The organism is Bremerella alba, assembly GCF_013618625.1.
Lineage (GTDB): Bacteria > Planctomycetota > Planctomycetia > Pirellulales > Pirellulaceae > Bremerella > Bremerella alba.
The window spans coordinates 149,760-174,383 of the sequence record NZ_JABRWO010000001.1 but is presented as its reverse complement, the minus strand read 5'-3'; the positions used below and the strand labels follow the sequence as shown (position 1 = coordinate 174,383).

The following is a 24,624-nucleotide window of genomic DNA, read 5'->3' as shown; positions in this document are numbered from 1 at the left end:
GGAATTGCTCGCAATGCTCTTTAGTCCGCTGCCGCTAGGTCGTATCTATTTCGAGCAGCTTGGCGCTTGGTTCCAGGGCATCTTGGCCAGCAGCATGCCCATGCCGCAGGTATCGGTGATGCCTGCGAACATCAGTCCTGCACCAACAAATGCTGAGAGCCCGGCGAAATAGGGGTGGACGAAAATGGCAAGCAGTGCCCCCAAGAGGACAAGGGAGCCTGCCGCGATCCGCACTTGGCGTTCTAAGGAGATTGTCTTTTTGCCTCGCACAACCGGGAGCCCTGCCGAGGCCCAGGCGTCGGTTCCACCTTCGACGTTGACGACGTTCTCGTACCCGGCGGCGACGAACTTTTCGCAAGCCTTGCCGGCGCGATTGCCTGACTTGCAGATCACATATAGGGGCTGATCCGTAGAGCCATTTCGAGCGTCCATCACCTGCTTAGGAGCAAGGCGATCAAGCGGGCTATTGACGGCATCGCTTGCGTGCACCTCCTGGTATTCAGCCGGTGTGCGCACGTCGATCAGGTCGCATTGGCCTGATTCACGGAGTTTGTTTAACGCTTGAGGAGAAATCGTATTAATGCTCATCACTCCACCCTCTTTGTGTTGTTGGTAATATCGTGATATGACGATGTATAGTGGTAAAAAAAGGCAGGCTATTTGCCGGCCTCCGTCAAAAATCGACTTTCAATGCAGGCCATAATGTCCTCCAGGTGAGGTTCCGCGACCGCGTAATAAACACGTCGGCCATCGCGTTCGCTTGTAAAGAAACCACATCGCTGCATTAAACGAAGATGCTCGGATGCGAGGTTTTCAGCAATGCCGCAGTCATCCGCGATTTCTCCAACGGTGTACCGGCCATGAAGTAGCAACTGGACCATCCTGAGACGTACCGGATGCGCGAGCGCTTTCAAGCACTCGGCCGCTTGGCCAAGGGCATCCATTTTCAAGGGTGGCTTACTGGTTGTTTTCTTGGGCATATCGGAAACTCCTGCTTTAAATATATCGTCAGGTCGCGATATGTCAATGTATTAAGGCATGGCGAAATCCGAGGTTATCAGCTGGTTCTGGACTAATAAGGGAACGTTGCTCTTTGACTAGAAGTTGCGGAAAGGGCGGCGAGGCTCAGCGGCTTGCATTTCCTTTTGCCATTGAGCAAGCCGCTGCTTGAGTGCCTGAACTTTATCAGGATGCTTTTGGGCCAAATTGTTCTTCTCGCCAATATCTTCAGGCAGGTAGTACAGGCCCTTCGCCTTTTTACTGTCGATCCACTTCCAGTCGCCGTTGCGAATGGCGACTTCATTTCGTCGATGCCAGAACATCTCCTTTCGAGGCGACTCGATCTTGCCCTGGAGTACCGGCAGCATGTCGAAACCATCGTAGGTAACATCGCTAGGAAGGGGCGTGCCAGCAGCTGAGCACGCGGTGGGAAAGACTTCCAGGGCAGTAAGAAACGCGTCGCTTGCTTTACCGGCAGGTATATGCCCTGGCCAGCGGACGATGCAAGGGACACGGTTGCCTCCTTCCCACATGGTCGACTTGCGGCCTTGCAGCGGTTGATTGTTCGCTAGACCGCTGCCTCCATTGTCGGAAAAGAAGATCACGAGTGTATCGTCGGCGATTTCATAACGGTCGAGTCGTTCGAGAATCGCACCGATTGCCGCATCCATTTCAGTGACGGCGGCCATGTACCCGCGTCGGCGTTGTGCTGAGCGACTCTTGGCGGCGGTGTACTTGTCTAAGTATTCAGGTGAGGCCTGCACGGTGCCGCGAATTTTGGGATCAAGGCTAGAAGCCCCGTGCGGTGCATTGAACGGCACGTACAAAAAGAACGGCTGCTCATGATTCTGGTCGATAAACTCTAACGCATGGTCTCGAAACAGCGTCGTGCAGTAGGTTCCTTTGTCTTTAGTCGTGGGCTCGTTCCCATCGAACATCGAGGGCACACCGTATCGCTCGTGCGTGAAGTAGTCGATGCCCGTATTGCAGAAGCCATAAAAGTCATCGAACCCACGTTGAAGTGGTAGAAACCGCTTCAACTGACCGCCGTCCCACTTGCCGTAGCATCCACATGCGTAGCCGGCGTCGTTTAGAACGTTGGATAGATAGATCTCACGTACGTCCGTGCCGAGGAGATGCTCTGGTGACAACACGTATTCTTCCGGCGAGTAGAGGTGCCCATCATCAACACGATCGTTGCGAATCATGTCGTAGGTGCCATTTCGCTGCGGATATCTGCCTGTCAGGAAAGCTGCTCGTGAAGGGGTACAGGCATTCCATGCGACGTAGAAACTGGTAAGCCGAGTGCCCTCGGAGGCTAATCGATCGAGATGCGGTGTGCGGACATCGGTGGCTCCGAACGACCCTAAGTCGTGATAACCTTGATCGTCGGAGACGATTAACACAATGTTGGCCGGACGCTCGGCAGCTAACAAAACAGCAGGGACGAAAAGCAGGGCAAGGCAAAGCAGCGCACGCATAGAAGCTATCTCGGAAACAGTGGGCGGGAATTCAGGTAGGTTCGTTTCAGGATAGCGGTTCTGAACGGCGATACAAGCTATTAGGCTAAGCTGCCGTGAGGATCTCGTTTTTTAAGTGAGAGAAATGTCCGATCGAATCCGCAAAGAAATCTTGGGGAAGTATCGCATAGCGATCGAGTGTCGCCTCGGTGTGTTTCCATCCCATTTCCGCGGCCACATCAAATGCTCTCAGGCCACGAGCGATGCGTTCCTCTTTCCGGTCAAATTTCCAAAATTGAAGCCAATAGCCGACCGGGAAGTAGGCAAAACGAACCGCTGGCATCAGTGCCAGCGATTTCATCAGCGGCCAGTCGAACTGGCTTACGGCCTTTTCGATTCGTGGTCCAACGACGGTCTCCTGTTCGTCCAAGAAGTGTGTTTCAAAAATGTCTCGTTTCCTTTGATCGGACATTTGCTCCCCCTTCCGATTCGCGGCATGAATGCGCTTTAGGGCAGCGAGTAAGTGGGAGGCAACAAGTTTATCGGCATCCGAATGATCTCCGTGAAGCTTGGTGAAGTGATAGGTCGTGTAGGTTTGCACGCAAACCCGTCGGTTTACCTCACGAAATGCTTCGGCGAATGCCTCTAAAGCGTTGAGCTTTTGTTGACGAACCGTTGTCGAGAGGGCGTATTGGTATGAGAAGATTTTGCCAAGCCTCATGCCGAAGGCGAAATACAACCGAGCCCATAAGGCTCCATGGGCAGCGATCAGGGGAAAGATGTGATTTCGGCCTGAATCTTCGTAAATGTGATGGTAGGTGGCCGCACGTTGTGATAGCTGCCGCGTCGTACCGGCCAGGCGGATAGCCTCGGCATGGATCGCGTCATATGTGCGCTGCAACTGAGCAAAAGTTTCCATGGCCCAAAACCTCGTTCTTCGAGTGATATGTGGGGTGTTTATGACTCTTAAGAGGTAGACCGACTGGGCGAGATTGATAACAACATGGAAAACAAATATTTTTATCGATTAGCCAACAACGCATAGAATGGGAGAAGGCCTGAGTGACCACCGCAGTGAGTCTGCGCTTTTATTTTCTCGCCATCGCTGTACAAACCGCTTCCCCCATCGACGAAGGAGAGAGTCATGATTCTGACGACGAGTGCCCCTGTCGCACGTCCTGAAACGCAAGTATTTTTAGACCAGGATCATAAGCTGTTGATCGATGGCCAGTGGATGCCGGCAGAAACCGGGCAAAAATTTGAAGTGGTGAACCCTGCCGACGGCAAGGTGATTGCCGAGGTGGCTGAAGGTGGTCAGCGAGATGTCAATAAAGCGGTGGCCGCCGCGCGGAAAGCGTTCGAGAGCGGAGCTTGGCCTGCCATGACGGCCTCAGATCGAGGCAAATTGCTTTGGCGGTTGGCCGACCTGATGGAACAGCACACCGAAGAGCTCGCCGAGATTGAATCGCTCGACAATGGTAAACCAAAAGCGGTTGCCGCTGGGGCCGACGTTCCCTTGGCAATCGATCTATTTCGCTATATGGCCGGCTGGGCCACCAAGATCGAAGGAACGACCATTCCGATCTCGGTGCCGTATCTCGAAGGGGCCGAGTTCCATAGTTACACGTTGCGAGAACCTGTTGGCGTGGTCGGGCAGATCATACCTTGGAACTTCCCCCTGTTGATGGCAGCCTGGAAGTTGGGGCCAGCTTTGGCCGCAGGCTGCACTGTGGTGCTCAAAGTGGCAGAAGAAACCCCGTTGAGTGCGGTGCGTTTAGCTCAATTGGTTCAAGAGGCCGGCTTCCCACCGGGCGTTGTGAATGTGATCACCGGTTTCGGAGAAACCGCTGGGGCCGCACTATCAGCCCACCCCGATGTCGACAAGATCGCGTTCACCGGCTCGACCGAGGTTGGCAAGTTAATTGTTAAAGCGGCTAGTGAAACCAACTTGAAAAAGATATCGCTCGAACTGGGTGGCAAGAGCCCGAACATCATTATGCCTGACGCCGACATTCCGGCGGCGATTGCCGGGGCGGCCAACGCGATCTTCTTTAACCATGGCCAATGCTGCTGTGCCGGTTCCCGCTTGTTCGTGCATCGAAACCACTTCGATCAAGTCGTCGAAGGGGTGGCGGAACAAGCGAAGAAAATCAAATTAGGGCCCGGGATGCATCCCGATTCGGATATGGGGCCCATGGTCTCTCAGGTTCAGCAAGACCGTGTTTGCAGCTACCTTGATATCGGCGAGAAGGAAGGAGCTACGGCCGTATGTGGTGGCAAGAGGGCCGATAGCGATGGCTACTTCGTCGAGCCAACCGTTTTGGTCGATACCCACTCTAACATGAAGGTGATTCAGGAAGAGATCTTCGGCCCAGTGGTAGCCGCGGTGGCATTCGATGACATCGAAGAAGTGATCGCCACGGCCAACGACAGCATCTATGGTCTGGCTGCGGCCGTTTGGACCAAAGACATTAGCCTGGGGCATCGGATCGCCAAACGAATCAAGGCCGGCACCGTTTGGATGAATTGCTACAACGTGTTCGATGCCTCGCTCCCCTTTGGCGGCTACAAGCAGTCAGGTTGGGGCCGAGAAATGGGTCACGAAGCGGTCAACTTGTACACACAGACCAAAGCGGTCACGCTGCAACTGAAATAAAGCGTCACGTATGTCAAAATAACTTCCTTGTCCGCTCGGGCAAGGGAGAGATGCGACTGAATTCGTTTTGTTTTCTGATCGCAGCGCGATACAAAGATAAGTGCGCGGATGCCCCAACTCTCCTCATTCCTAGGAGGAATTCCCATGCCTTTATCTCGTCGTCAGATTCTTCAGTCGAGTGCCCTTGCCGGTGGTCTGCTATCTATGGGCGACCTCGGGCTACTCTCTCAGCTTCGTCCGGTATCGGCGGCGGAAGCGAAGTTGGACCCCGACGTCGTGCGGCTCGATCCCAGTATCGAGCCCCTAGTCCGATTCATCGAAGAGACCCCTCGGGAAACGCTTCTCGAAGAGATTGCGGCGAAGGTAAAGAAAGGGACCAGCTATCGCGAAGTGCTCGCCGCGTTGCTGTTGGTGGGGGTAAAGAATGTCGAACCGCGACCAAGTGTCGGACACAAGTTCCACGCAGTGCTGGTCGTTAACTCCGCCCACCTGGCGAGCCTGTCATCGCCGGATGAACATCGCTGGTTACCGATATTTTGGGCGCTCGATCACTACAAATCGGCCGAGAAACGTGATGTCCAAGAACGGGGTGATTGGACGATGTCTGCGATGGATGACAGTAAGATCCTCTCGCACAGCAAGGCCAGGGCTCAGTTCATCGATGCGATGGATAACTGGGATGAAGAGAAAGCCGATGTTGCCGCCGCCAGTCTGGCACGTACCGGCGGTGCGAACGAGATCTACCGCTTGCTGTTTCGCTATGGCTCGCGCGATTATCGCAGTATTGGTCATAAGGCGATCTATGTTGCCAACAGCTACCGCACGTTGGGTTGTATCGGCTGGCAGCATGCCGAGCCGGTGCTTCGCAGTTTGACCTATGCCTTGCTGATGCACGAAGGCAGCAATCCCGCAAAACGAGATGACGAAGCCGACCGTCCCTTCCGGCGCAACGAAGAAATCGCCGCAAAGATGCGAGACGATTGGACGACCGGCAAACTCGATCCAGATGCAACGCAAACGATGATCGAAACACTGCGTAGCAGTTCCAACGATGACGCCTGCGATCAGGTCGTTCAACTGATCAACGCAGGGACCCATCCTCAATCAATTTGGGATGCCCTGCACGTGGTGGCAGGCGAAATGGTGATGCAACAGCCAGCGATCGTTCCTTTGCACAGCGTCACTACGACCAATGCCCTGCGTTACGCCTATGAGACGTGCGGAGACGACCAGACGCGTCGACTGTTGATGCTGCAAAACGCGGCGTTTCTGCCTATGTTTCGCAGTGGTATGCGAGGGCGGGGTGGCGTCAAGGATGTCACCGCGACCACGCTCGATCCCCAAAAGCCGGAAGGCAATACGGCGGAAGCGGTCGAGAGCATCTTTTCCGAACTTGGTAGCGACCCACTCAATGCCGCGAAAATGACCCTGGGTTATCTGCAAGAAAAGGAAAACCATGAAGCCAAGGCGAAGCAGTTAATCGACGCGGCCCGGGTGCTAGTCTTTCGCAAAGGAAGCAATGCCCACGATTACAAATTCAGTTCGGCGATTCTAGAAGATTATTACCAGGTGTCACCCCAGTGGCGTGATGCCTACTTGGCCTCCAATATCTTCCTGCTGCGTGATTCTCAGCGGGCAGACAACCAGCTTGTTCAGCGAATTCAGGCAGCCCTAACTTGATCGATTGTTCTCAGTGTTTCTAGATGATGATCTTGGAAAAATGCCTGAGAGTGAGTGGGCAAGGCATCCCCCACGTGGCATGATAGGGGGAGTCTTGTGAATTGACTTTTCGCTGCCGATGATGGGTGTCTATGAGTTCGTCTGAAGAATCGCTCCGCGCGCTAGAAGAGGCATTGCGTTTTAGCCCGGATAATATTCCTTTGCGCTCGCACTTGGCCGATACGCTTTACCGCTTGGGGAAGTTTGAGTCGGCGATTGACCATTTCAAGGAGCTATCGCGGATAGAGCCTCAAAATGGTACTTGGCCGCTGCGTCTGGCAGATTCTTTTCTGCAAAACAATCAGATCGGCGAGGCCGCTGTCGTTATCGAACGCGTGGTCCATGGTAAAGATGCTTCGGCTGATGCGCATCTGCTGGCTGCGCGGATTGCGATAGCCGAGGGCAACACCTCGTCGGCCGTCTACCACTATAAGACGGCGATCGATCTAGATCCTGATCTCGAAGATGAAGAACTCAGTGAACGTCTTGGCGTGGGTGCTCAGTTCGAGGAGAGCGAGGTCGTGGATGGACGAATTCGCATCGGATCAGGCGAGAGTTCTGGAGATGTCAACGCATCGGTCGAGCGTCCCAAAATTAAATTTGCGGATGTTGGCGGAATGGAGGATCTCAAGGAAGAGATTCGTATGAAGATCATTTACCCGATGCAAAATCCCGAAATCTACAAGGCGTATGGCAAAACGATCGGAGGCGGGATCATGATGTACGGCCCGCCTGGTTGCGGCAAAACCCATTTGGCTCGAGCCACCGCCGGCGAGATCAACGCGAATTTTATCAGCATCGGCATCAACGATGTCCTGGATATGTGGATGGGTAACAGTGAACGCAATTTGCATCAGCTGTTTCAACTTGCCCGCAGTAGCAGTCCTTGCGTGATTTTCTTTGACGAAGTCGACGCATTGGGTGGTCGTCGGAGCGACATGAACGGAGGCAGCGCGCGGCAACTGATCAATCAATTTCTGGCCGAAATGGACGGCGCAGAATACTCCAATGAAGGCGTCCTCGTTCTCTCGGCTACGAACGCTCCGTGGCACGTTGATTCTGCGTTTCGGCGACCAGGACGTTTCGACCGGGTGATCTTTGTCCCTCCACCTGACCAGCCATCGCGGACCGAGATTTTGCAGGTTCTCTGCCAAGGTAAACCAACCAAGGATGTCGATTTCGCTTATTTGTCTAAGAAGACCGATCAGTTTTCCGGAGCTGACATGAAGGCGGTCGTCGACCTGGCCGTGGAATCGAAATTGAGCGAAGCGTTGAAAACCGGCAAACCGGTCCCGGTATCTGGCAAGGATTTGCTCGCCGCAGCCAAGCGGCACAAGCCAACCACCAAGGAGTGGTTTGCGACTGCGAGAAACTATGCCCTGTATGCCAATGAAGGCGGGCTTTACGACGACATCCTCAGCTACATGAAATTGAAATGACTCAACGACTTGAGCGGGCCAAGATGCTGATCCATTCGCATCGCTATGAAGAAGCGAAACGCGAACTTTCCCTCGGCTTGGCGGAAGATCCGGAGAATCCGAGCAATCATCTGATGTTGGGCCTGTGCCACTCTACGCTGAAAGAACATGCCATGGCGATCGAGCATGGCGAGTTGGCCGTTCGGATGGCACCTGATTGGGCAAAATCGCACGCAATGCTGGCCTGGATTTATCTTCAAGCAGACAAATATAAAGATGCCAAGTTAGGGGCCGAGCACGCGTTGCAGCTGGAACCTTCAGAGACGATGGCTTCGAACGTCATCGCGATGGTGTACGCTCACTACAAGGACTGGGAAGGGGCATCTCGTGCGGCGGAGATGACGCTGTCGTACGATCCTGACGATACCGAAGCGTTGAACATTCGGGCACTTGCCCTTCGCAGCCAGGGCAAAGCAGGGGCCTCGGAGGAAGAGCTTAAGCGATCGTTGCAAATTGATGCCGAAGATGCGACTGCCCATGCCAATCTCGGTTGGACCTATTTGCAAAAGGGCGATTTGCACAAAGCAGAAACTCACTTTCGCGAAGCATTACGCATCAATCCCGAATTGGACTGGGCACGCCAAGGAGCACTGGAAACCCTTAAGGCCAAGGTGCCGATTTATCGCTGGATCTTGGGCTATTTCATTTGGATGGCCACCAAGACCGCTGGCATACAGTGGATGATCATCGTTGGGCTCTACTTGGGTTACAAGGTCATCTACGTTGCGTTAGCAGCTAATCCAAGCACGCAAGGACTCGCCTACGCGTTCATGGCAGTGTACCTGCTATTCTGCGTGACGACCTGGTTTGCCGGACCGATCTCGAACGCGTTTCTCGTTCTGCATCCGTTTGGGCGCATGGCATTAACTCCATGGGAACGCTGGGGCGGACTGGCCGTGGGCGCGGCGATCGTTCTCACACTGGCATCGCTCGCCAGCGAGATCGTTTGGCAGAACGAAACAGGCCTCGTGTTGGCCATGTGTTTCGGCTTTACAGCGATTCCGATGGCGATGATGTTCCAATCGCGAGAAGGAACGCCGAGAAACGTGTTGGCACTTGTGACCATGGCTGCGGTTGTGATGTCGGTGGGGTTTGGCGTAGGTGCGATTCACGGGCTGGAAAATCTGCCAACGGCCGCAGCATCGTTTTGCCAGACGTGTTCGCAAGGGTTCATTTTCGTACCATTGGGATCGATCATCTTGGCCAACGTGTTGAGCATGCGGTAAGGTTTTCCATGTGCTGAAGGAAGAAGTCTCCTTGGCTGGCGGTGAATTGCCGGGGACCCTCATCAAAAAGCAGTTGCTCAATTCTTTAGGAGCGTAGGCTCGCCATAGACCTTTTGCTGATCTCCCTGCGTCTTCATCCAGGCATCCAACTGGTTGGCTAGGCTTGCCAGTTTTTCTTTGTGCTCGACATAAGCGGCCAGATTATTTTGTTCTGTCGGATCGGCTTTTAGGTCATACAACTCTACTGCCGGCCGCTCGAGGTATCGTTTAACCTTGCGAGCAGCCTCGGGAACCTTATTGGCTTTCTCGACCCAACTTCCCCAATAAGGTTGAGGGCGCGTATCCCCCAGGATATGCGACGTGAACTTGAATTCTGGATGGAGGTTGCGGATGTACTTCCATCGCGGTGTGCGAATGCTACGGGTGGGATAGACGTTCTTATTGCCATCGCCACTGTGAACAGTGAAGATGACGTCGCGATGCGTATCCGTTTCGCCCAAGAGGACTGGCAAGAAAGATCGCCCGTCGATTTCTTCCGGTGCAGTCTGACCGACCGCAGCGTAAAGTGTTGGCAGGATATCGACCCACGAAACCATTGCCTCGGTACGCTTACTAGGGGGGATCTTGCCTGGCCAGACAGCGATCATGGGTGTGCGGATTCCCTCGTCGTAGAGTGTCCACTTACCAAAGGGCCACTGGGCACCATGATCGCTCGTATGCAGAAACAAGGTGTCGTCCCCGAGCTTTTCGTAGGCGGCGTCGAAGACTTCCCCTAGTTCGCGGTCCATCGTTGTGATGGCCTGATAGTAGCGTGCACGAGCAATGCGTGTTTGAGGTGTATGCACATGGTGCAAAGGAATCTTGATCGTTTTGGCATCGATTGTTTCGGGCTCTGGCCAGGGGACATGCGGCCAATTGGTGCCGACAAAAAGGAGTAGCGGTTTGTCGCTTTCGCGAGCGTCGAGCCACTTGAGAGCTTCCGGCACGGCAATGTCTTCGTGGTATTTAAAGTGTTTTGCGATATCGAATCCATATTCAGGCGTTTGGCGATAGTGCCCGACCTTACCGAACGAGACCACCTCGTACCCTAGCTCTTGAAAGTAGGCAGGCAACTTCTTGATCTCTTTATCAGGACGCGAATGATTGGGCTCAGCGCCGTTGCGCGAAGGCATCAATCCGGTCAGTAAAGCAGCCCGACTAGGAGCACATGAGGGGGATGCGACAAAGGCCTGATCGAACGTTAGGCCCTGCATGGCGATGCGATCCATGTTGGGCGTCTTCAAGTCAGTTGATCCATACAACGATGAATCGCCGATGGTGTGGTCATCCGAAAGGAATACGACAATATCAGGAAGCTCTGCGGCCACGAGTTGGCAGGCAGAGCATGCAAGTATCGAGAGGCCGATAAGAACGAAACGCATGCCGAGGCTCCTAGCAGGGAGAATGAATTCGAGGAAATTGGAAACTAATCCGCTGGTTTCACGCGGTCGAACCAGGAGTGCCAGTTTTTCTTCATCTCTTGCAAAAGCTGGGGATGATCGACAGCAACGTTTTTGGTTTCCGTGCGATCTTGTGCCAGGTGATAAAGTTCCCATTTGCCGTTCTGCTTTGGTTGAACGAGTTTCCAGCCATCGGCAATCACGGCTTTGCCCCCTTCGTGCTCGAAGAAGAGTTGGTCGTGACCAGCACGCTTCTCACCACGGAGGATGGGCGAAAGCGATTTGCCTTCCAACGGCGTGATCTTATGGCTGTCGTAGGTTTGAGGATATTCTGCGGCAGCGATTTCGAGACACGTGGGCATGATGTCCATCACATGCCCGGGCTGATCGGTCAGGGTTCCCGGTTTCGTTTTCAAGCCACTTGGCCAGTGAGCGATCAGCGGCGTATGGGTTCCCCCTTCAAACGACTGCGCCTTCCAATAGCGAAAGGGTGTGTTGGCCGCATTGGCCCAAAACGAGCCAATGTAGCCCCACGTCTCTTCGCTGCCAGGATCGAACACGCCGTTGTACTGTATGTTGCGACCGTCTCGTGTTTGATCAGGCCGATCGAAGCCAGGATTGAGATAGCGTTCCGGCGATGCGCCGTTGTCTGCCATGACAAGAATCAGTGTGTTATCAAAGCGACCAGCTGACTTAAGGGTATCGAGAATTCGACCGACGCCTTGGTCGACACAATCGATCATACCAGCATGGACGGCCATCAATTGGGCCATGTGCTTGCGGTGCTCGTCATCCAGGGCTTGCCAATCGAGGCCATCCCCTTGAAGCTGCGGCTTAGGAAAAGACTGGGGATCGATTAATTTCATTTCAATCATGCTGGCATAACGCTGATCACGCAGTTTCTGCCACCCTTCAATATAGGTCTTTTCGTACTTGGCGATGTCTTCTGGCTTGGCATGCAGTGGCCAGTGCGGGGCCGTATGGGCGACGTAAAGAAAGAAGGGGGCGTCCTTTTGCGACATCGTTTCGATGTACTCGACGGCCTTGTCAGTGATGGCATCGGTCATGTAGAAGTCATCGGGAATGTCTTTAACGACCTTCGTGCCGTCGACCAGGGAAAAGGGATCAAAGTAGTTCACGACGCCCCAGACGGGGCCGAAGTGATGTTGGAATCCGCGGTTGGCCGGATAAGTATCCAACGGAGCGAAAGGGCGGCCGAAGTCAGCTTGATGATTGAGCCAATCAAGCTGTTTTTGACGATTGTCGATCGGGTTGGTTTGACTCAGGTGCCACTTTCCGGCCATGGCCGTTTGATAACCGGCGTTGCCGAGGGCCTCGGCGATGGTAACACCGTTCTTGGTGAGCGAACGTCCATTACGAATAAGGCCGACCTGATGGGGGTAGAGTCCGGTAAGCATCGCCGCGCGTGTCGGGCAGCATCGGGCACAATTGTAAAACGAGGTGAAACGCAACCCATCCTGAGCCAGCGAATCAATATTGGGTGTTTGTATTTCACCACCATAGCAGCCGAGATCGGAGTACCCCAAGTCGTCTAGCATGATCACGATGATATTGGGCCGTTCGTCGGCTTGAACCATCGCCGAAAGAAGTAAGAGACAAAGGCCGGCCAAAGGAAGGGAGGTTTTCATGCGGAAGTCTCTCTAGTGAACTGGCTTCTTGCGAAGATGACCCCACGGCCAAGGAAGGACGTCTGACGCTTCTGCCCAGGCCTGCCACTGTTTGGCCATTTTCTGGACACGCTCGGGGTGCTGGCTGGCCAGATTGTGTTGTTCCGTGCGATCGGCCTGTATGTCGTACAGTTCCCACGACATGGTTTTTCCTGAGCCCATCTTGCCGTAGCGAACGATCTTCCACTTTCCATCCCGAACCGCCCCGTTCGCTTCGTGCTCCCAGAAGATCGGTGTCTTACGCTGCACCGGATTGCCTGCAAACGCTGGCGACAAGCTAACGCCTGGAAGCGGAGTGATCTCTTTGCCGTTTACTTGGTGAGGATAGTTGGCTTTTGCGACATCCACGCACGTTGCCATGATGTCGATCAAATGGCTGGGGGTGTGGTCGAGCTTCCCATTGCGCGAGACATCGATACCCTGCGGCCAATGCACGATCAGCGGCGTGGCGATCCCTCCTTCGTGAACCCAATGTTTGTATTCACGGAACGGGGTATTCGAGACATTTGCCCAATCTCGGCCGTAGGCGATGTAGGTATCATCGGCACCAGGCATCGTTTCTGGCCCATGACGAACGGGTCGACCGTCGCGGGTAAATTTGGGGATGATATCCAATTGCACTTGGTCGACCGCCATGGCCTGACGAGGTTCAGGTAAATTCATATCACTGGCACGTCCAATGCCTTCGGCACAGCCGCCGTTGTCTTGCATGAAGAAGATGACCGTGTTGTCGAAGTCGCCAGAGTCTTTCAGTTGAGCCGTAATTTTAGCGATGTTCTGATCCATGCGGTCGATCATCGCCGCGTAGACTTCAATATTGCGAATTTCCCACTCTTTGTGCTTTATCTTGTCCCAATCGCCTACTTGTTTGGCCATCTCCCACGATGGATCAATTAGTCCCAACTGTTTCAGCTTGGCAAGTCGTTTCTCACGGATAACAGCGAAGCCTTCGTCATAAACACCGTCATAATTAGCGATGTCTTCCGGTAACGCATGCATTGGCCAATGGGCTGCCGTAAAAGCGACGTAAAGGAAGAAGGGGGACTCGCTCGATTGCTTTTGATGTTGCTTGAGGAAGCCGACTGCGTGGTCGCCGATGGCGTCGGTGTAATAAAATGTCTCGGGTTGATACTCGGTGTCGTTCTCAGGGGTGATCAGGGTGTTGCCGCGACATAAGGCAGCCGGATCATAAAAACTGCCGGCACCAGTGATTGTCCCATAAAAGTGATCAAAGCCGCGTTGACGGGGCCAGTTCTTCTTAATGCCTTCGGGGCGTATGTTATTGCAAACATGCCACTTGCCGCTCATGTACGTTTTGTAACCAGCTGGTTTAAGTACTTCGGCAATAGTTTGGCAGCGCTGATTCAATCCCATTTGATAGCCGGGGAACTTGCTGATGTCGTAGCTGCCGGTCACCATATGGCCAATGCCAGCTTGGTGTGGATACAGCCCTGTGAGCAACGACGCACGCGTCGGACAGCAGCGAGCCGTGTTATAGAATTGCGAGAATCGCAAACCGTTGTCGGCTAAAGTGTCGAGTGTCGGCGTTTGGATTTCGCTGCCATAGCAACCGATGTCTGAGTAGCCCATGTCATCGGAAAGAATAACAACGATGTTTGGCTGGTCGGCGGCTGAGAGGCAAGTGACCGCGAAGAAGGTCAGGGCAAATGTCCACGCAGGGACCCAAGTGGAAAGTTGTAGCATGGTGAGTTCTTGAATAGCAGAGTTGAGAGTGGTGGCTCTAATTGTAGTCGAAGTAAAACCAAAAAACGAATTGTATATTTGCGAGAAAGCGAATCCTTGTCGAAGCAGGCTGATAGCGAAATAATCGACATGTGGTTTTAGAAATATTGTGACAATTGACAACCTTTGCATTGAAATTGAGTTCTCTATGCTGCGCGCCTTTGGTCCCTCTCGTTTGGAAGATGGCAACATCCTGTTCACGGTTCATGCACCAGCGTGTGAGCAGCTGACTTTACGAATTGAAGGTGAACACGAGCAAGAGTTGCCTATGAACGCGACGGAGGACCGCGTTTTCACCGCTTCCGCGAATGTTCCTCCGGGTACGCGATATTGGTTTCGTGTGCCAGATGGGAATCCTCGTCCAGACCCGGCCAGTCGATTTCAACCGGATGGAGTCCACGGCCCCTCGCAGTGGATCGATCCCACCGCCTATCGCTGGAAGGATGAGCCATGGCAAGGTTTACCTAAAGCGGAAATGATTCTCTACGAACTGCATGTCGGTACGTTTACCAAAGAGGGAACGTATTTGGCAGCGATCGATCGATTGGATGAGTTGGTCGATCTTGGAATCACTGCAATTGAAATCATGCCGCTCGCACAGTCGGCCGGAAGATGGAACTGGGGCTACGACGGTACCAATTTCTTCGCGCCGCGAAATACATTTGGCACACCGGATGAGTTGAAGCAATTCGTAGATGCGGCACACCGGCGCGGAATTGCGATGATTCTCGATGTTGTCTACAACCACTTCGGTGCCGAGGGAAATTATCTGCACCCGTTCGGGGGCTATGTTTCACCGAGGCACCAGACAGTTTGGGGGGATGCCCCGCACTTGGATGGTGATGGCAGTGAGATGATGCGGGAATTTATCGTCGCGAACGTTCGATACTGGATTGAAGAGTTTCACTTCGATGGCTTGCGACTGGACGCGACGCACTGCATTTTGGACGAATCATCCTCGCACATTGTGGCTGATGTCGGTAAAGCCTTCGCAGAGATGCAGACTCAACTTGGTCGCGAATTGCATCTGATCGCTGAAAGTAATGTTTACGATCCGGAACTTCTCCGACCTCTCGCGACCGGCGGCTATGGTTTCGACGCCATCTGGTGCGATGATTTTCTGCATGCTGTCGCCGCAGAGACGCGTCCAGACGAGCACATGTCTGATCGGCATTACAACTCAGGCGAAGATATTGATGTGGTGCTGCGGCGTGGATATGTGTTTCGTGGAACGTTCGAGGAAAAACGCCGAAGAATTCCACTTGCTGAGGATGACGCGGTCGCCAATTGGGAGTCCTTAATCTTCTCGATCCAGAATCACGATTTCATCGGCAATCACCCCGATGGCCTGCGATTACATCAAGTCACCTCTCACCAGGCCCACCGTTCGGCTGCCGCTTTGATGTGTCTGTTGCCTTCGATTCCTATGCTGTTTATGGGGGAAGAGTTTGCTTCCGAAAAGCCCTTCTACTTCTTTGCCGACTTTGGTGACGAACATCTTCGAGATGCGGTCGAAAAGGGACGTCGTCGTGAGTATCCTCAGCACGACTGGACCGACACCGTATCGTGCTTGTCGAAGGCCGCGTTTCGAAAGTCGCAGATCGGTCTGCGAGAGAAGGGAAATGCAGAGACGCTCCAGTGGTATCGCGAGTTGATTAGTCTCCGAAAAGAGTGGACGAAGCGAGGTCTCTTCTCCGGCGCGAATCTTCAGGCACGGTGGGACTTGTTGTCTCATGCCGCGATAATTCAATATCAGCACGCAGACGAATCTGCGTTTGCTGTTATTCGGCTAGGCGTCCCGAAAGACGAAACTGGGGATATGCATGTCGAGTTATCTGGCAACGTTCTGCTTTCCCAGGAGGCTCGACCGGTGTTAGATCAAGCGAGCACCTGGGCACTGGGTACTTTGGGTGTTGTTGTTGGAGAAGGGCAAATTCGTTCTGTCTCGTTGTAATTGCTTAGGAACGATTGAGAACAACCAAGAAAGGAAAAGACTCGGTTAGTATGCCCTGACCGAGTCTACAATTTAGTGTTGTCCCCGCAACTGATCTAAGCGGGCAGGGTAGGATGATCCATGCTCGCTGAGGTCGTTCGCGTTATCTTGAACAACGCTTCACGAGCTTGTTCATACGACCGGTAGGTGTCTGGATCGATCAAATAACCTCGCTCTTGGCGAGCCGTGTCTTCCGGCAACTGCCCTGGCGTGACTTGGGCAATGGTGAGGTTCTGATTGACCTCGAGAATGGCAAAACGGACCATGTTGGACTCCTTTTGTGGTAGCTGTTGCACAATCAAATCCAAATGCCGAGCGTCCCAATTTCCGCCTAGAACGGTGCGACATCGTCGCGCACTCCTTGCGACGAGTATTCCTTATTTCGGTAAGTCTCCCAAGAGAACCAAAAACTGTAAATGGGAAAAATTCCACGAAGTCAGATTTTCATTGAGACGGAACAAAAGGTGACCACCATGAAATCACTCTCGCGCGAAACGATACGAATTGGTGATCACCTAGTTAATATATGGTTACATTTTGAAGGGCTTTAATGTGGCTACCCGCAGTACGCGGACATGCAAGTTAGTGCGAAGGAGGCGAGAACTTGCAAAATTAACCACTTAGCCAAGGCCAAGCACCTTCAATTCTGCCTTGCCTTCATTCATGTCAATTCGTTCCGGCCGACCCTTGTGGCGATAGATGAGTTTCGTGTGGTCGACACCTAGCACACGCATGACGGTTGCATGAAGATCGTGAACGTGCATAGGATTTTCGACAGCCTTGAGGCCGAGTTCATCCGTCGCGCCAATGGTACGTCCGCCGGGGACGGCACCACCGGCCATCCACATGGAAAAGCCGGTTGGATTATGATCGCGGCCGTTCCCTTGTTCCGACATCGGCGTTCGCCCGAACTCGCCACCCCAGATCACTAGCGTTTCGTCCCAGAGCCCACGGCGTTTGAGGTCTTTCAGTAAGCCGGCAATTGGCTTGTCGACTTCTTTGCAGAGCCTGCCATGGTTGCCTTCGATATTGCTATGGGCATCCCAGCCGCTGCCGGCACCGCTGTAAAGTTGAACGAAGCGAACTCCATTTTCAACCAAGCGGCGAGCTAGTAGGCAGTTATTGCCAAAAACATTCGTTTCCTTCTGGTCAATTCCGTATAGCTGCTTGGTTTCTTCTGACTCACTGCTCAGGTCGACAATGTCAGGTGCGGCAGACTGCATACGGAAAGCAAGTTCGTACGATTTGATTCTAGCCTCTAGCTCTGAAAAATCTTCTCGCTGTGCTGCATGTTCTCGGTCTAGTTGGCTTAGAAAGTCGAGTTTCGATTTTTGGCGATTCGGCGTAATGTGGCTTGGTGGATTTAGGTTCAAGATAGGATCGGCACCTGACTTGAATTGAACACCCTGATAGGCGGCCGGCATGAATCCGCTACCCCAATTTCGTGATCCGTTAACCGGTTGTCCCTTTCCATCGGTCAGCACCACAAACGCCGGCATATCCTGGTTTTCTGTCCCCAGGCCGTACGTTGCCCATGCTCCCAAGGAAGGACGACCACCAATAACGTGACCGGTATTCATCTGGCAAACGCCTGACGAGTGGTTAATCCCATCTGAAATACACGATCGAATGACGCACAAGTCATCGGCACACGTGGCGATTTCAGGGAACCAGTCTGAAACCCACAAACCACTTTCACCGTGCTGTTTCCACTTGCGAGGGCAGCGCATCAGGGGAGCATTGTTTTCACCCATCGCCAGGATGACTTTCCCGAAGCTCTCGGGAAGCTTCTGCCCTGCCAATTCATTCAGCAGAGGCTTAGGGTCGAACAGATCGATATGACTCGGTCCCCCTTCCATGAACAGGAAGATTACGTTCTTCGCCTTGGCAGGGAAGTGGGTCGTCTTCGGTGACCGTGGATCGGCCGGAGCAGCGGAAGCCGACTGCCCCATGAGCGATGCTAAGGCCATTGCGCCGAAGCCGCCGCCTGACTTGGCCAGGAATTCGCGTCGGGTGGTAGGGACTTCAATGTGGGGTTGGTTATTCATGGCGATTCTCCCTTCGGAGTTTCGGTGGTAGGCACTTGCAAGACGGGGTTAGTCGACGAATTGAAATTCGCCAGAATTCAACAGGACGTGGCAGTAATCACTCAGGGCAATCAATATCGGACCCAGGCCGCGCCGATCGGAACGTCGTGAGAGCTCCAGCTCTCGTTCCGGGTTCGCAACGTCAGCTAGCGGACCACTTGGGTTGGAGCGAACGAACTGCCACATGCCGACGGTGTCATCGGTTACTAGATCGTTGGGCGTGTTGATCAAAATCTGGGATTCATCTTCGATCGCACTTCGCGTCAGTCGAACTTCGTCGATGAGCCCGTCCCAGTTGTGTGGGCTGTGGGCATCCCGGCCACCGACACTGAACCGCAATGAGTTAGAGCCGCTGTCCCCCACAATCGAATGTTTGACGACAACGGTTTCTAGTTCCGATTCGTCATACGACATGTCACGGGCATAAAAGGTTGCTGTGCCAGAGTCGTAGTCGACCGAGGCAGCAACGTAATAAGGCTTGTCGGAAGGAACTCGAATGTTGGACGGAATGACTTCGTACTTCACCTGACCACTTTTATCCTTGCCTATTAATTGCAGAATCAGGTTTCGCGGACGATAGGCAGACTTTTTACTCGTAATGCCGAAGTTCCATCCTGGCGTCGAATTCGATCCATTCCAATGAGCCGCAATCGTGCGAACCGAGGCATCCTCGAATAAGGTTCGATTGAAGACGACCGCTTCGATCGTAAAGTTGCGTGATGGCAGCGGCCTGGTGTCTGGGAGAGTCAAAAACTGATGAGGCGTTTTGTCGCTAATATTGAACGACGTACTCCAACGCTGCATCTGCGGCTCGTCCAGTAGGGCTGTTGAAGGGAGTTTGCCCTCTTTGGCCTTCGATAGATCGCGATTGTAGGCAACCTGTTCCTCGATAAATGCTACGGATAATTCGAGCTCTTCCGGTTGAGGCATTCTACCGAAGCATTCGCGGAAGCTTTCCCGAACAATGGCTTCGTAGTCCGTGCCATGCTCGCGGTTAAGTCGCTTGGCCATCGCTTCGGACCGTTTTAGTGACCAGTCACCATTAAACATTAACAGCGATTGTGTTGCGGTCGTGGTTGCGTTTCGCTGAGCGACGCTGGCAAAACCTGCGGGCGAATCAAAGCTTTCCAACAGGGTATCCGGAGTATTTCGCATCTTCTTAGTGAAGATGGTACGCACGGCACTATTGCTGGAAGATGCTGGGCCGCTGGTTTTGTTTTGCAGCTCACCACTGACGGCAAGCATGGCATCACGAATCTGCTCGGCTTTCAACCGCTGGGCAGGGAACCGCCACAGCAAACGATTCTGTGGGTCGACCATCTTGGCTGTTTTGGGCGCATCGATCAAAGATGACTGACGATAGGTCGCCGACAGTAGGATTTGACGGTGAAGCGGTTTGAGACGCCAGCCGTTTTCGATGAATTGGCTGGTCAACCAATCCAATAGCTGAGGATGCGAAGGAGGGTCTCCGAGACGACCGAAGTCGCTGGAATTTGAGGAGAGGCCTACACCGAAGTGGTATTGCCAAATCCGGTTCACGATCACGCGAGGGGCAAGCGGGTTGTCATCTCGGCTGAGCCATTTGGCGAGCGTAGCACGTCGCCCGCTGCTGTCACCGTTCTTGCTCAAGGAAGGATCGATCTCGACATCGCCCGGTTCAAGAATGGTTAAGAAGCCAGGCTTGATTTCTCTTTGGGAACGATCTCCCGGGACCGTGGTTGGGGAGATCGTCCCTGCGGCATCTCCGACAACGTCAGCGATTGGTGGGCGTTTAGGCTTGCTGCTAAGGACATCCTGTAACTTCTTCTTCAGGTCTTCCCATGCCTGCTTTTTGTCTTTGGGAATTCGGTTTTGAAGTCGTGCGTATTCGAAACCGACCTGTTCCTCAACGAGATAGAATATTTGGTTTTCGTAGGTGTTCCGTTGCTCGGCTGGTTTCCAGTACATTTCCTGAACCTCTTCCGGGAACATCTCGACGGCTTTGCGCTGGGCGCTTTCCCGCGGCTTCTTTTCGATCTCTTCAATCTGATCTAGTAGATTCTGGTGCTTGGCTTCCCACTTGGCTAATTCGTCCTGATACTTTTCGAGCGATTCATCCGATGCCAATGGATGCGAATCCTTCCAGATCAAAGGCTTGAAGAACGCTTGCAGGCGATAATAGTCGTCTCTCAGGATAGGATCGTACTTGTGGTTGTGGCAGTGAGCACAGGCGATGCCCATGCCCAGGAAAACATCACCGACGGTGTCCGTCAATTCATCGTTAATGAGTATCTGTTGTCCCTCGGCGTCTCGGCTGTTGTACTCATAAACGCCTGCGCGCAAAAAGTACGTTGCCACGAGGGCATCGGGATCATCTGGGGCAACCTCGTCCCCGGCCAACTGCTCGGTCATGAACTGCTTGTACGACTTGTCTTCGTTCAGGCTCTTGATCACATAATCGCGGTAGCGATATGCCAATGGACGATAGGCATCCTGGCGATAGCCATCGGAGTCGGCGTAACGAACAACATCCAGCCAGTGGGTCGCCCACCGTTGTCCATACCGAGGATCGGCTAATACCTTGTCGACAAGTTTTTCGTATGCCGCCGCACTCGGATCGTTGGCGAAGGCATTGACATCTTCCGGTGATGGGGGGACACCGAGCATGTCGAAATAGAGGCGGCGAATCAAATCTCGCGGCTCGGCAGGTGGGGCAGCAGAGAGCTTTTGTTCTTTCAGTTTTGCATGTATGAAATTGTCGATGGGATTGTGCTTAGTAGCTTCGTGATCGACCTGAGGGACATCGGGACGCTCTACCGGTTGAAACGCCCACCAAGCACGATCTTCCTTGGAGAAAAGTTCGTCCTCACGGGGTTCGCCTGGGTGCTCGGGCCAATAGGCACCATTCTTGATCCATGTTTCCAGAACCGCGATCTGCTCGTCGGGAAGCGGTCCCGAAGGTGGCATTTCGTAGCTTTCGTATTTGACTGCCGCTAAGAGTTCGCTTTCGTCGGGCTTGCCAGGCACAACAATCGGGCCACTGCTGCCACCTTTCATAAAGTGGTTGCGGCGGTCGAGACGTAGATCTGCTTTTTGCTCTTTCGCGCCGTGGCACTCAAAGCAGTGCTGGGCCAGCAAAGGGCGGATTTTCGTTTCGAAAAAGATCGCTTGTTTATTTTCATCCGCCGCCAATATGGGCGAAATCATTCCCATCAAAAGCAGCAGTGCTAGTGATGTGAGAGGGCGAAGGGTATTAGGCATGACTTACTCTTCCGTTGAGGTGGGCTCTGCGGGCGAGGTGGAAGAAACGGGTGGGAATCCGCCGATAAACACGGGGTCGATGTAGTTCTCGTCGTCCATCGCATCCTGGATGAACAACTCGCGAACCTCGGCACCTTTTGGATACCCGAGGTCTGATAGATCGATGCCGGTTGCGATCACTTTGGCCGGGACCGCGTGGGGGACGCCGCCGTTGTGATTCGATTGGCAAAGTTCGTCCAGGCTACGAATACGGCGATCAAATCCATACAACCGAAAACTACTGAGTTGATGCGAGCCATGATCGACGAGCGAGATGTCATACTCGCCAATGGTGTGGGATTTCAAGCCGGGCTCGAAATGAGTAGGCGACACGTGAAAGGGATCGCCGTCCTCGGGGTGGACTACCACGTGCAGGTCGAAGAAGACGATATCAGCCCCGGGGCCATTGACAATAGGCTCATGGAAACGGACCGCCAGGCCCGGTGTACGCTTGTTGAGGTCTTCATTGTTGATATCTGGATCCGACGTTAAAGGGGTTGCGCTTCCGCCTGGATTCAAGATACCGGTACAAAGACAATGGTCGCGATCCAAGTACTCTGCTCGGCGACGTGTGTCATCTCCGTGTTTCGGATCAACACTTAGCAGAGGTGTAGTCAGATTGTTAATGTTTTGATTGACTTTGAAGTGAATCAAATCGAAACCAATGAGTTGGTTCACATCGTAGGAAACTGTTTTTCCGCCCCGCTGTGCGGTAACCATCAGAAGCTTGTCAGGCTCTGGATCTTCCTTTGGAGTAACGTCAAATGAGATGATACGGTCAGGCAAGATCGACTTATAAGTGCGACCAAACTGCGATCCATCGCCGGCGACAACTTCTCCCATAGAGTTAATCACGCGTCCTTCTCCTGCTTCGAGAAGTAGCCCGGTGTGAATCGGTTCGCTGGTTTCCTGAGTAGTGAATACCTCGGCGGCTCCTTCAATGACTTCGACATCCGCTTCGCCAGATTCGTTAACGCTGATCGAGAACCGGGTACCTTTGTCCACAACTTCGGCCTGCGGGGTCAGGACACGAAAGCCTTCGGCGCCCTTGGGGGCATAGACCGAACACTCACCTACTTTAAGCAGAACCCGTTCCGCAGAATGGACGGTAAAAACGGCAGGGGCTTGGACGATCATTTCAGCTCCGGTGCGACTGCGAAGCTGAACACTTCCTTCGACCAAGGCATAGTCATGATTCAGGGCAAGCGTATCGCCGGGAGCGAAGGCACGCGGTTCGCCGAAGAAGCGACTTCTGGCGAGTTGCACGATTTGCATCGCCGCAACGGCAGGGGCGATCTCTGGACCCGATCGAGCTTCCTTTGACTTCCCTTCTACTTGGTGATCGCCCTGGGCCACCGAAGTTTGACTAGCGGTCCAATACACCACCGGAGCAACCAGAAGGCCTACCAGAGTCAAAGCTAATAACGGCCAGTAGCCGACTCGGAGGGGCGTTACTACCGGCTGTTCGCGTTTTTGATTCGCAGGGCGAACCACGGCTTCTGGCAAACTGAGCGACTGGCGGCCGGTTTCTTCGACGGCCAACTTGGCGAGGCCATATTCCAGGTCCAAGAGAAGAAAATACTCGTCCCGAGTTTCCGGACTGGTTAAAAGCAGTTCCTCCAACTCGGCGTGCTCTTCAGCCGTCAGGCTATTGTGAACACTACGATGCGATAGTTCAGCCAGGCGTTTGTTGAGGTCGTAAGTCATGCGTCCTCTCCTGAGGCGGCGAGTCGCATCTGGACACACTGGGCCAGTTTGCGGCGAATGGTTGCCAACTGATTGTAAAGTGTCTGGGCCGAACGTCCCGATGCGGCAGCCAGGTCGGCCACCGTGGTCGCGCTGCCGTATGCTTTCCAGACCAATTGTTGTTGGCGATCGGTCAGCTCTTTGACGCATAGGCGAAGAGCCGCCAAGTGATCAGGCGCACTCGCTAGATCGTCGCTTCGTTGTTCTGCCAGAAGGTCTAACAACGTTTCGCTAAATTGCAGGCGATCGCGTTGGGCGGTCCGCAAAAAATTCTTCACTTCGTAAAATGCTACGCCACACGCCCACGAGAGGAAATCTCGTTGCTGATCGAAGGTTTCAAACTTCTTCCATAAGAGCAGACTGCATCGCTGGAAGACGTCGTCTGCGTCCGCGTGATGAGGTAGTAAGGAATAAATATAGGCATGTAGCCGATCACAGTCCGTGGAGAAATATGCCAGAAAGTCCGCGTAACGCTGATCTTGCGCCGCGTCGTCGAGCGGAGAACGTTCTGGAAAATCGTAGGGCATAACTTACGGAAGGCGTTTTTTCGGGGGGGATGAGCCTATATACAACAAGAGATCAATGGGCTCTTACCCTTTAATCGTACGCATTAAAGGTAGTTTACTAAAGAAATCTGGATAAAAACGAATGAATAAAGGGGCTTCCTAGCACCTTACGGGTAAAACCATACAGGCTCGAACCTTAGCGAGTTCCGAGTTGAATGACGAAATCGTTCTCGCCTGGACCCACTTGAAATTTAAGTCCAGACGTTTCGTACTTTCGGTATTTGGTCGGAAAATTGGGAGCGGCTACGGCGTTATGGCCATCTCCCGTCGCTGGGCTGAAAAGGATCGCTTCATGCTCTCCTTCCAGGGCACCGTCGCCATCTTGAAAGGTCGTTAGTTGAAAGGACCCGTCCGGTTGAATTTGCCCGTGAGCTTTGACAGTTTCCCCTTCGTCTGACTTCGTGCGAAACTTGATAATGCCTCCACCTACCGGCGATCCATCAGCAAGCACTACCTTGCCGGAAACGGGGTGGGTGGCCACCGAAGCTTCGCAGCCAACAAGGGAAATAAAGGATAGGGCAACCATACCGATCCAGAGATGGCGA

Annotated in this window: 18 protein-coding genes; 5 read left to right on the top strand and 13 right to left on the bottom strand. The window is 53.5% G+C overall.

Annotation, left to right across the window (positions count from 1 at the left end):
• Nucleotides 1-45: 45 nt before the first annotated feature.
• The 4 genes from HOV93_RS00640 to HOV93_RS00625 form a co-directional block, all read right to left on the bottom strand.
• Nucleotides 46-582 (bottom strand): rhodanese-like domain-containing protein, encoded by a 537-nt coding sequence (locus tag HOV93_RS00640; RefSeq protein WP_207395010.1) that lies wholly within the window; start codon nucleotides 580-582, stop codon nucleotides 46-48.
• A 74-nt stretch (nucleotides 583-656) separates the two neighbouring features.
• Entirely contained in the window at nucleotides 657-980 is a 324-nt protein-coding gene (locus HOV93_RS00635) for an ArsR/SmtB family transcription factor (protein ID WP_207394512.1), read from the bottom strand.
• A 117-nt stretch (nucleotides 981-1,097) separates the two neighbouring features.
• Nucleotides 1,098-2,480 carry a sulfatase-like hydrolase/transferase gene (locus tag HOV93_RS00630; protein WP_207394511.1) on the bottom strand — a complete coding sequence of 461 codons (1,383 nt, stop codon included), beginning with the start codon at nucleotides 2,478-2,480 and terminating at the stop codon, nucleotides 1,098-1,100.
• Nucleotides 2,481-2,565: 85 nt separating this feature from the next.
• A complete protein-coding gene (locus HOV93_RS00625; protein ID WP_207394510.1) occupies nucleotides 2,566-3,378 on the bottom strand; it encodes a hypothetical protein in 813 nt (270 codons plus the stop codon).
• A gap of 225 nt (nucleotides 3,379-3,603) precedes the next feature.
• Between HOV93_RS00625 and HOV93_RS00620 the strand changes: the two genes are divergently transcribed.
• From HOV93_RS00620 to HOV93_RS00605, 4 genes are all read left to right on the top strand, one after another.
• Nucleotides 3,604-5,115 carry an aldehyde dehydrogenase family protein gene (locus HOV93_RS00620; RefSeq protein WP_207394509.1) on the top strand — a complete coding sequence of 504 codons (1,512 nt, stop codon included), beginning with the start codon at nucleotides 3,604-3,606 and terminating at the stop codon, nucleotides 5,113-5,115.
• Nucleotides 5,116-5,259: 144 nt separating this feature from the next.
• On the top strand, nucleotides 5,260-6,795 hold the full coding sequence (locus HOV93_RS00615) for a hypothetical protein (RefSeq protein WP_207394508.1): 1,536 nt from the start codon (nucleotides 5,260-5,262) through the stop codon (nucleotides 6,793-6,795).
• 131 nt (nucleotides 6,796-6,926) lie between these two features.
• The gene (locus tag HOV93_RS00610) at nucleotides 6,927-8,273 is read left to right on the top strand and encodes an ATP-binding protein (RefSeq protein ID WP_207394507.1); all 1,347 of its coding nucleotides are present in this window, start codon (nucleotides 6,927-6,929) and stop codon (nucleotides 8,271-8,273) included.
• Entirely contained in the window at nucleotides 8,270-9,538 is a 1,269-nt protein-coding gene (locus HOV93_RS00605) for a tetratricopeptide repeat protein (protein WP_207394506.1), read from the top strand. Before HOV93_RS00610 ends, HOV93_RS00605 begins: the two co-directional genes overlap by 4 nt.
• Before the next feature lie 77 nt (nucleotides 9,539-9,615).
• On the opposite strand, the gene HOV93_RS00600 is transcribed toward HOV93_RS00605, so the two are convergent.
• From HOV93_RS00600 to HOV93_RS00590, 3 genes are read right to left on the bottom strand one after another with little or no spacing between them, the layout of a single operon-like run.
• Nucleotides 9,616-10,959, bottom strand: coding sequence for a sulfatase family protein (locus HOV93_RS00600; RefSeq protein WP_207394505.1), 1,344 nt, complete (start codon nucleotides 10,957-10,959; stop codon nucleotides 9,616-9,618).
• A gap of 44 nt (nucleotides 10,960-11,003) precedes the next feature.
• On the bottom strand, nucleotides 11,004-12,626 hold the full coding sequence (locus HOV93_RS00595; protein WP_207394504.1) for an arylsulfatase: 1,623 nt from the start codon (nucleotides 12,624-12,626) through the stop codon (nucleotides 11,004-11,006).
• A 12-nt stretch (nucleotides 12,627-12,638) separates the two neighbouring features.
• On the bottom strand, nucleotides 12,639-14,369 hold the full coding sequence (locus HOV93_RS00590) for an arylsulfatase (protein WP_207394503.1): 1,731 nt from the start codon (nucleotides 14,367-14,369) through the stop codon (nucleotides 12,639-12,641).
• Between the two features lie 187 nt (nucleotides 14,370-14,556).
• Here HOV93_RS00590 and treZ point away from each other — a divergent pair, with 187 nt between their 5' ends.
• Nucleotides 14,557-16,362, top strand: coding sequence for a malto-oligosyltrehalose trehalohydrolase (gene treZ / locus HOV93_RS00585; protein ID WP_207394502.1), 1,806 nt, complete (start codon nucleotides 14,557-14,559; stop codon nucleotides 16,360-16,362).
• A gap of 95 nt (nucleotides 16,363-16,457) precedes the next feature.
• On the opposite strand, the gene HOV93_RS00580 is transcribed toward treZ, so the two are convergent.
• The 6 genes from HOV93_RS00580 to HOV93_RS00555 all read right to left on the bottom strand — a co-directional run bounded on the left by HOV93_RS00580 (nucleotide 16,458) and on the right by HOV93_RS00555 (nucleotide 24,605).
• Complete coding sequence (locus HOV93_RS00580; RefSeq protein ID WP_207394501.1) at nucleotides 16,458-16,667, bottom strand: hypothetical protein; 210 nt, start codon at nucleotides 16,665-16,667, stop codon at nucleotides 16,458-16,460.
• A 354-nt stretch (nucleotides 16,668-17,021) separates the two neighbouring features.
• A complete protein-coding gene (locus HOV93_RS00575) occupies nucleotides 17,022-18,449 on the bottom strand; it encodes a DUF1501 domain-containing protein (RefSeq protein ID WP_207394500.1) in 1,428 nt (475 codons plus the stop codon).
• Between the two features lie 48 nt (nucleotides 18,450-18,497).
• Complete coding sequence (locus tag HOV93_RS00570; protein WP_207394499.1) at nucleotides 18,498-21,728, bottom strand: DUF1549 domain-containing protein; 3,231 nt, start codon at nucleotides 21,726-21,728, stop codon at nucleotides 18,498-18,500.
• A 3-nt stretch (nucleotides 21,729-21,731) separates the two neighbouring features.
• A complete protein-coding gene (locus HOV93_RS00565) occupies nucleotides 21,732-23,474 on the bottom strand; it encodes a FecR domain-containing protein (RefSeq protein ID WP_207394498.1) in 1,743 nt (580 codons plus the stop codon).
• Nucleotides 23,471-24,040 (bottom strand): sigma-70 family RNA polymerase sigma factor, encoded by a 570-nt coding sequence (locus HOV93_RS00560; RefSeq protein WP_207394497.1) that lies wholly within the window; start codon nucleotides 24,038-24,040, stop codon nucleotides 23,471-23,473. Before HOV93_RS00560 ends, HOV93_RS00565 begins: the two co-directional genes overlap by 4 nt.
• A 175-nt stretch (nucleotides 24,041-24,215) precedes the next feature.
• A complete protein-coding gene (locus tag HOV93_RS00555) occupies nucleotides 24,216-24,605 on the bottom strand; it encodes a hypothetical protein (RefSeq protein ID WP_207394496.1) in 390 nt (129 codons plus the stop codon).
• Nucleotides 24,606-24,624 lie beyond the last annotated feature (19 nt).

Bases quoted from the DNA above. Each gene is read 5' to 3' on its own strand.
- HOV93_RS00600 (WP_207394505.1), bottom strand. From the start codon at position 10,959: ATGCGTTTCGTTCTTATCGGCCTCTCGATACTTGCATGCTCTGCCTGC.
- HOV93_RS00620 (WP_207394509.1), top strand. From the start codon at position 3,604: ATGATTCTGACGACGAGTGCCCCTGTCGCACGTCCTGAAACGCAAGTA.
- HOV93_RS00625 (WP_207394510.1), bottom strand. From the start codon at position 3,378: ATGGAAACTTTTGCTCAGTTGCAGCGCACATATGACGCGATCCATGCC.
- HOV93_RS00580 (WP_207394501.1), bottom strand. From the start codon at position 16,667: ATGGTCCGTTTTGCCATTCTCGAGGTCAATCAGAACCTCACCATTGCC.
- HOV93_RS00595 (WP_207394504.1), bottom strand. From the start codon at position 12,626: ATGAAAACCTCCCTTCCTTTGGCCGGCCTTTGTCTCTTACTTCTTTCG.
- HOV93_RS00605 (WP_207394506.1), top strand. From the start codon at position 8,270: ATGACTCAACGACTTGAGCGGGCCAAGATGCTGATCCATTCGCATCGC.
- HOV93_RS00555 (WP_207394496.1), bottom strand. From the start codon at position 24,605: ATGGTTGCCCTATCCTTTATTTCCCTTGTTGGCTGCGAAGCTTCGGTG.
- HOV93_RS00630 (WP_207394511.1), bottom strand. From the start codon at position 2,480: ATGCGTGCGCTGCTTTGCCTTGCCCTGCTTTTCGTCCCTGCTGTTTTG.
- HOV93_RS00610 (WP_207394507.1), top strand. From the start codon at position 6,927: ATGAGTTCGTCTGAAGAATCGCTCCGCGCGCTAGAAGAGGCATTGCGT.
- HOV93_RS00570 (WP_207394499.1), bottom strand. From the start codon at position 21,728: ATGCCTAATACCCTTCGCCCTCTCACATCACTAGCACTGCTGCTTTTG.
- HOV93_RS00565 (WP_207394498.1), bottom strand. From the start codon at position 23,474: ATGACTTACGACCTCAACAAACGCCTGGCTGAACTATCGCATCGTAGT.
- HOV93_RS00615 (WP_207394508.1), top strand. From the start codon at position 5,260: ATGCCTTTATCTCGTCGTCAGATTCTTCAGTCGAGTGCCCTTGCCGGT.
- HOV93_RS00560 (WP_207394497.1), bottom strand. From the start codon at position 24,040: ATGCCCTACGATTTTCCAGAACGTTCTCCGCTCGACGACGCGGCGCAA.
- HOV93_RS00590 (WP_207394503.1), bottom strand. From the start codon at position 14,369: ATGCTACAACTTTCCACTTGGGTCCCTGCGTGGACATTTGCCCTGACC.
- HOV93_RS00635 (WP_207394512.1), bottom strand. From the start codon at position 980: ATGCCCAAGAAAACAACCAGTAAGCCACCCTTGAAAATGGATGCCCTT.
- HOV93_RS00575 (WP_207394500.1), bottom strand. From the start codon at position 18,449: ATGAATAACCAACCCCACATTGAAGTCCCTACCACCCGACGCGAATTC.
- treZ (WP_207394502.1), top strand. From the start codon at position 14,557: ATGCTGCGCGCCTTTGGTCCCTCTCGTTTGGAAGATGGCAACATCCTG.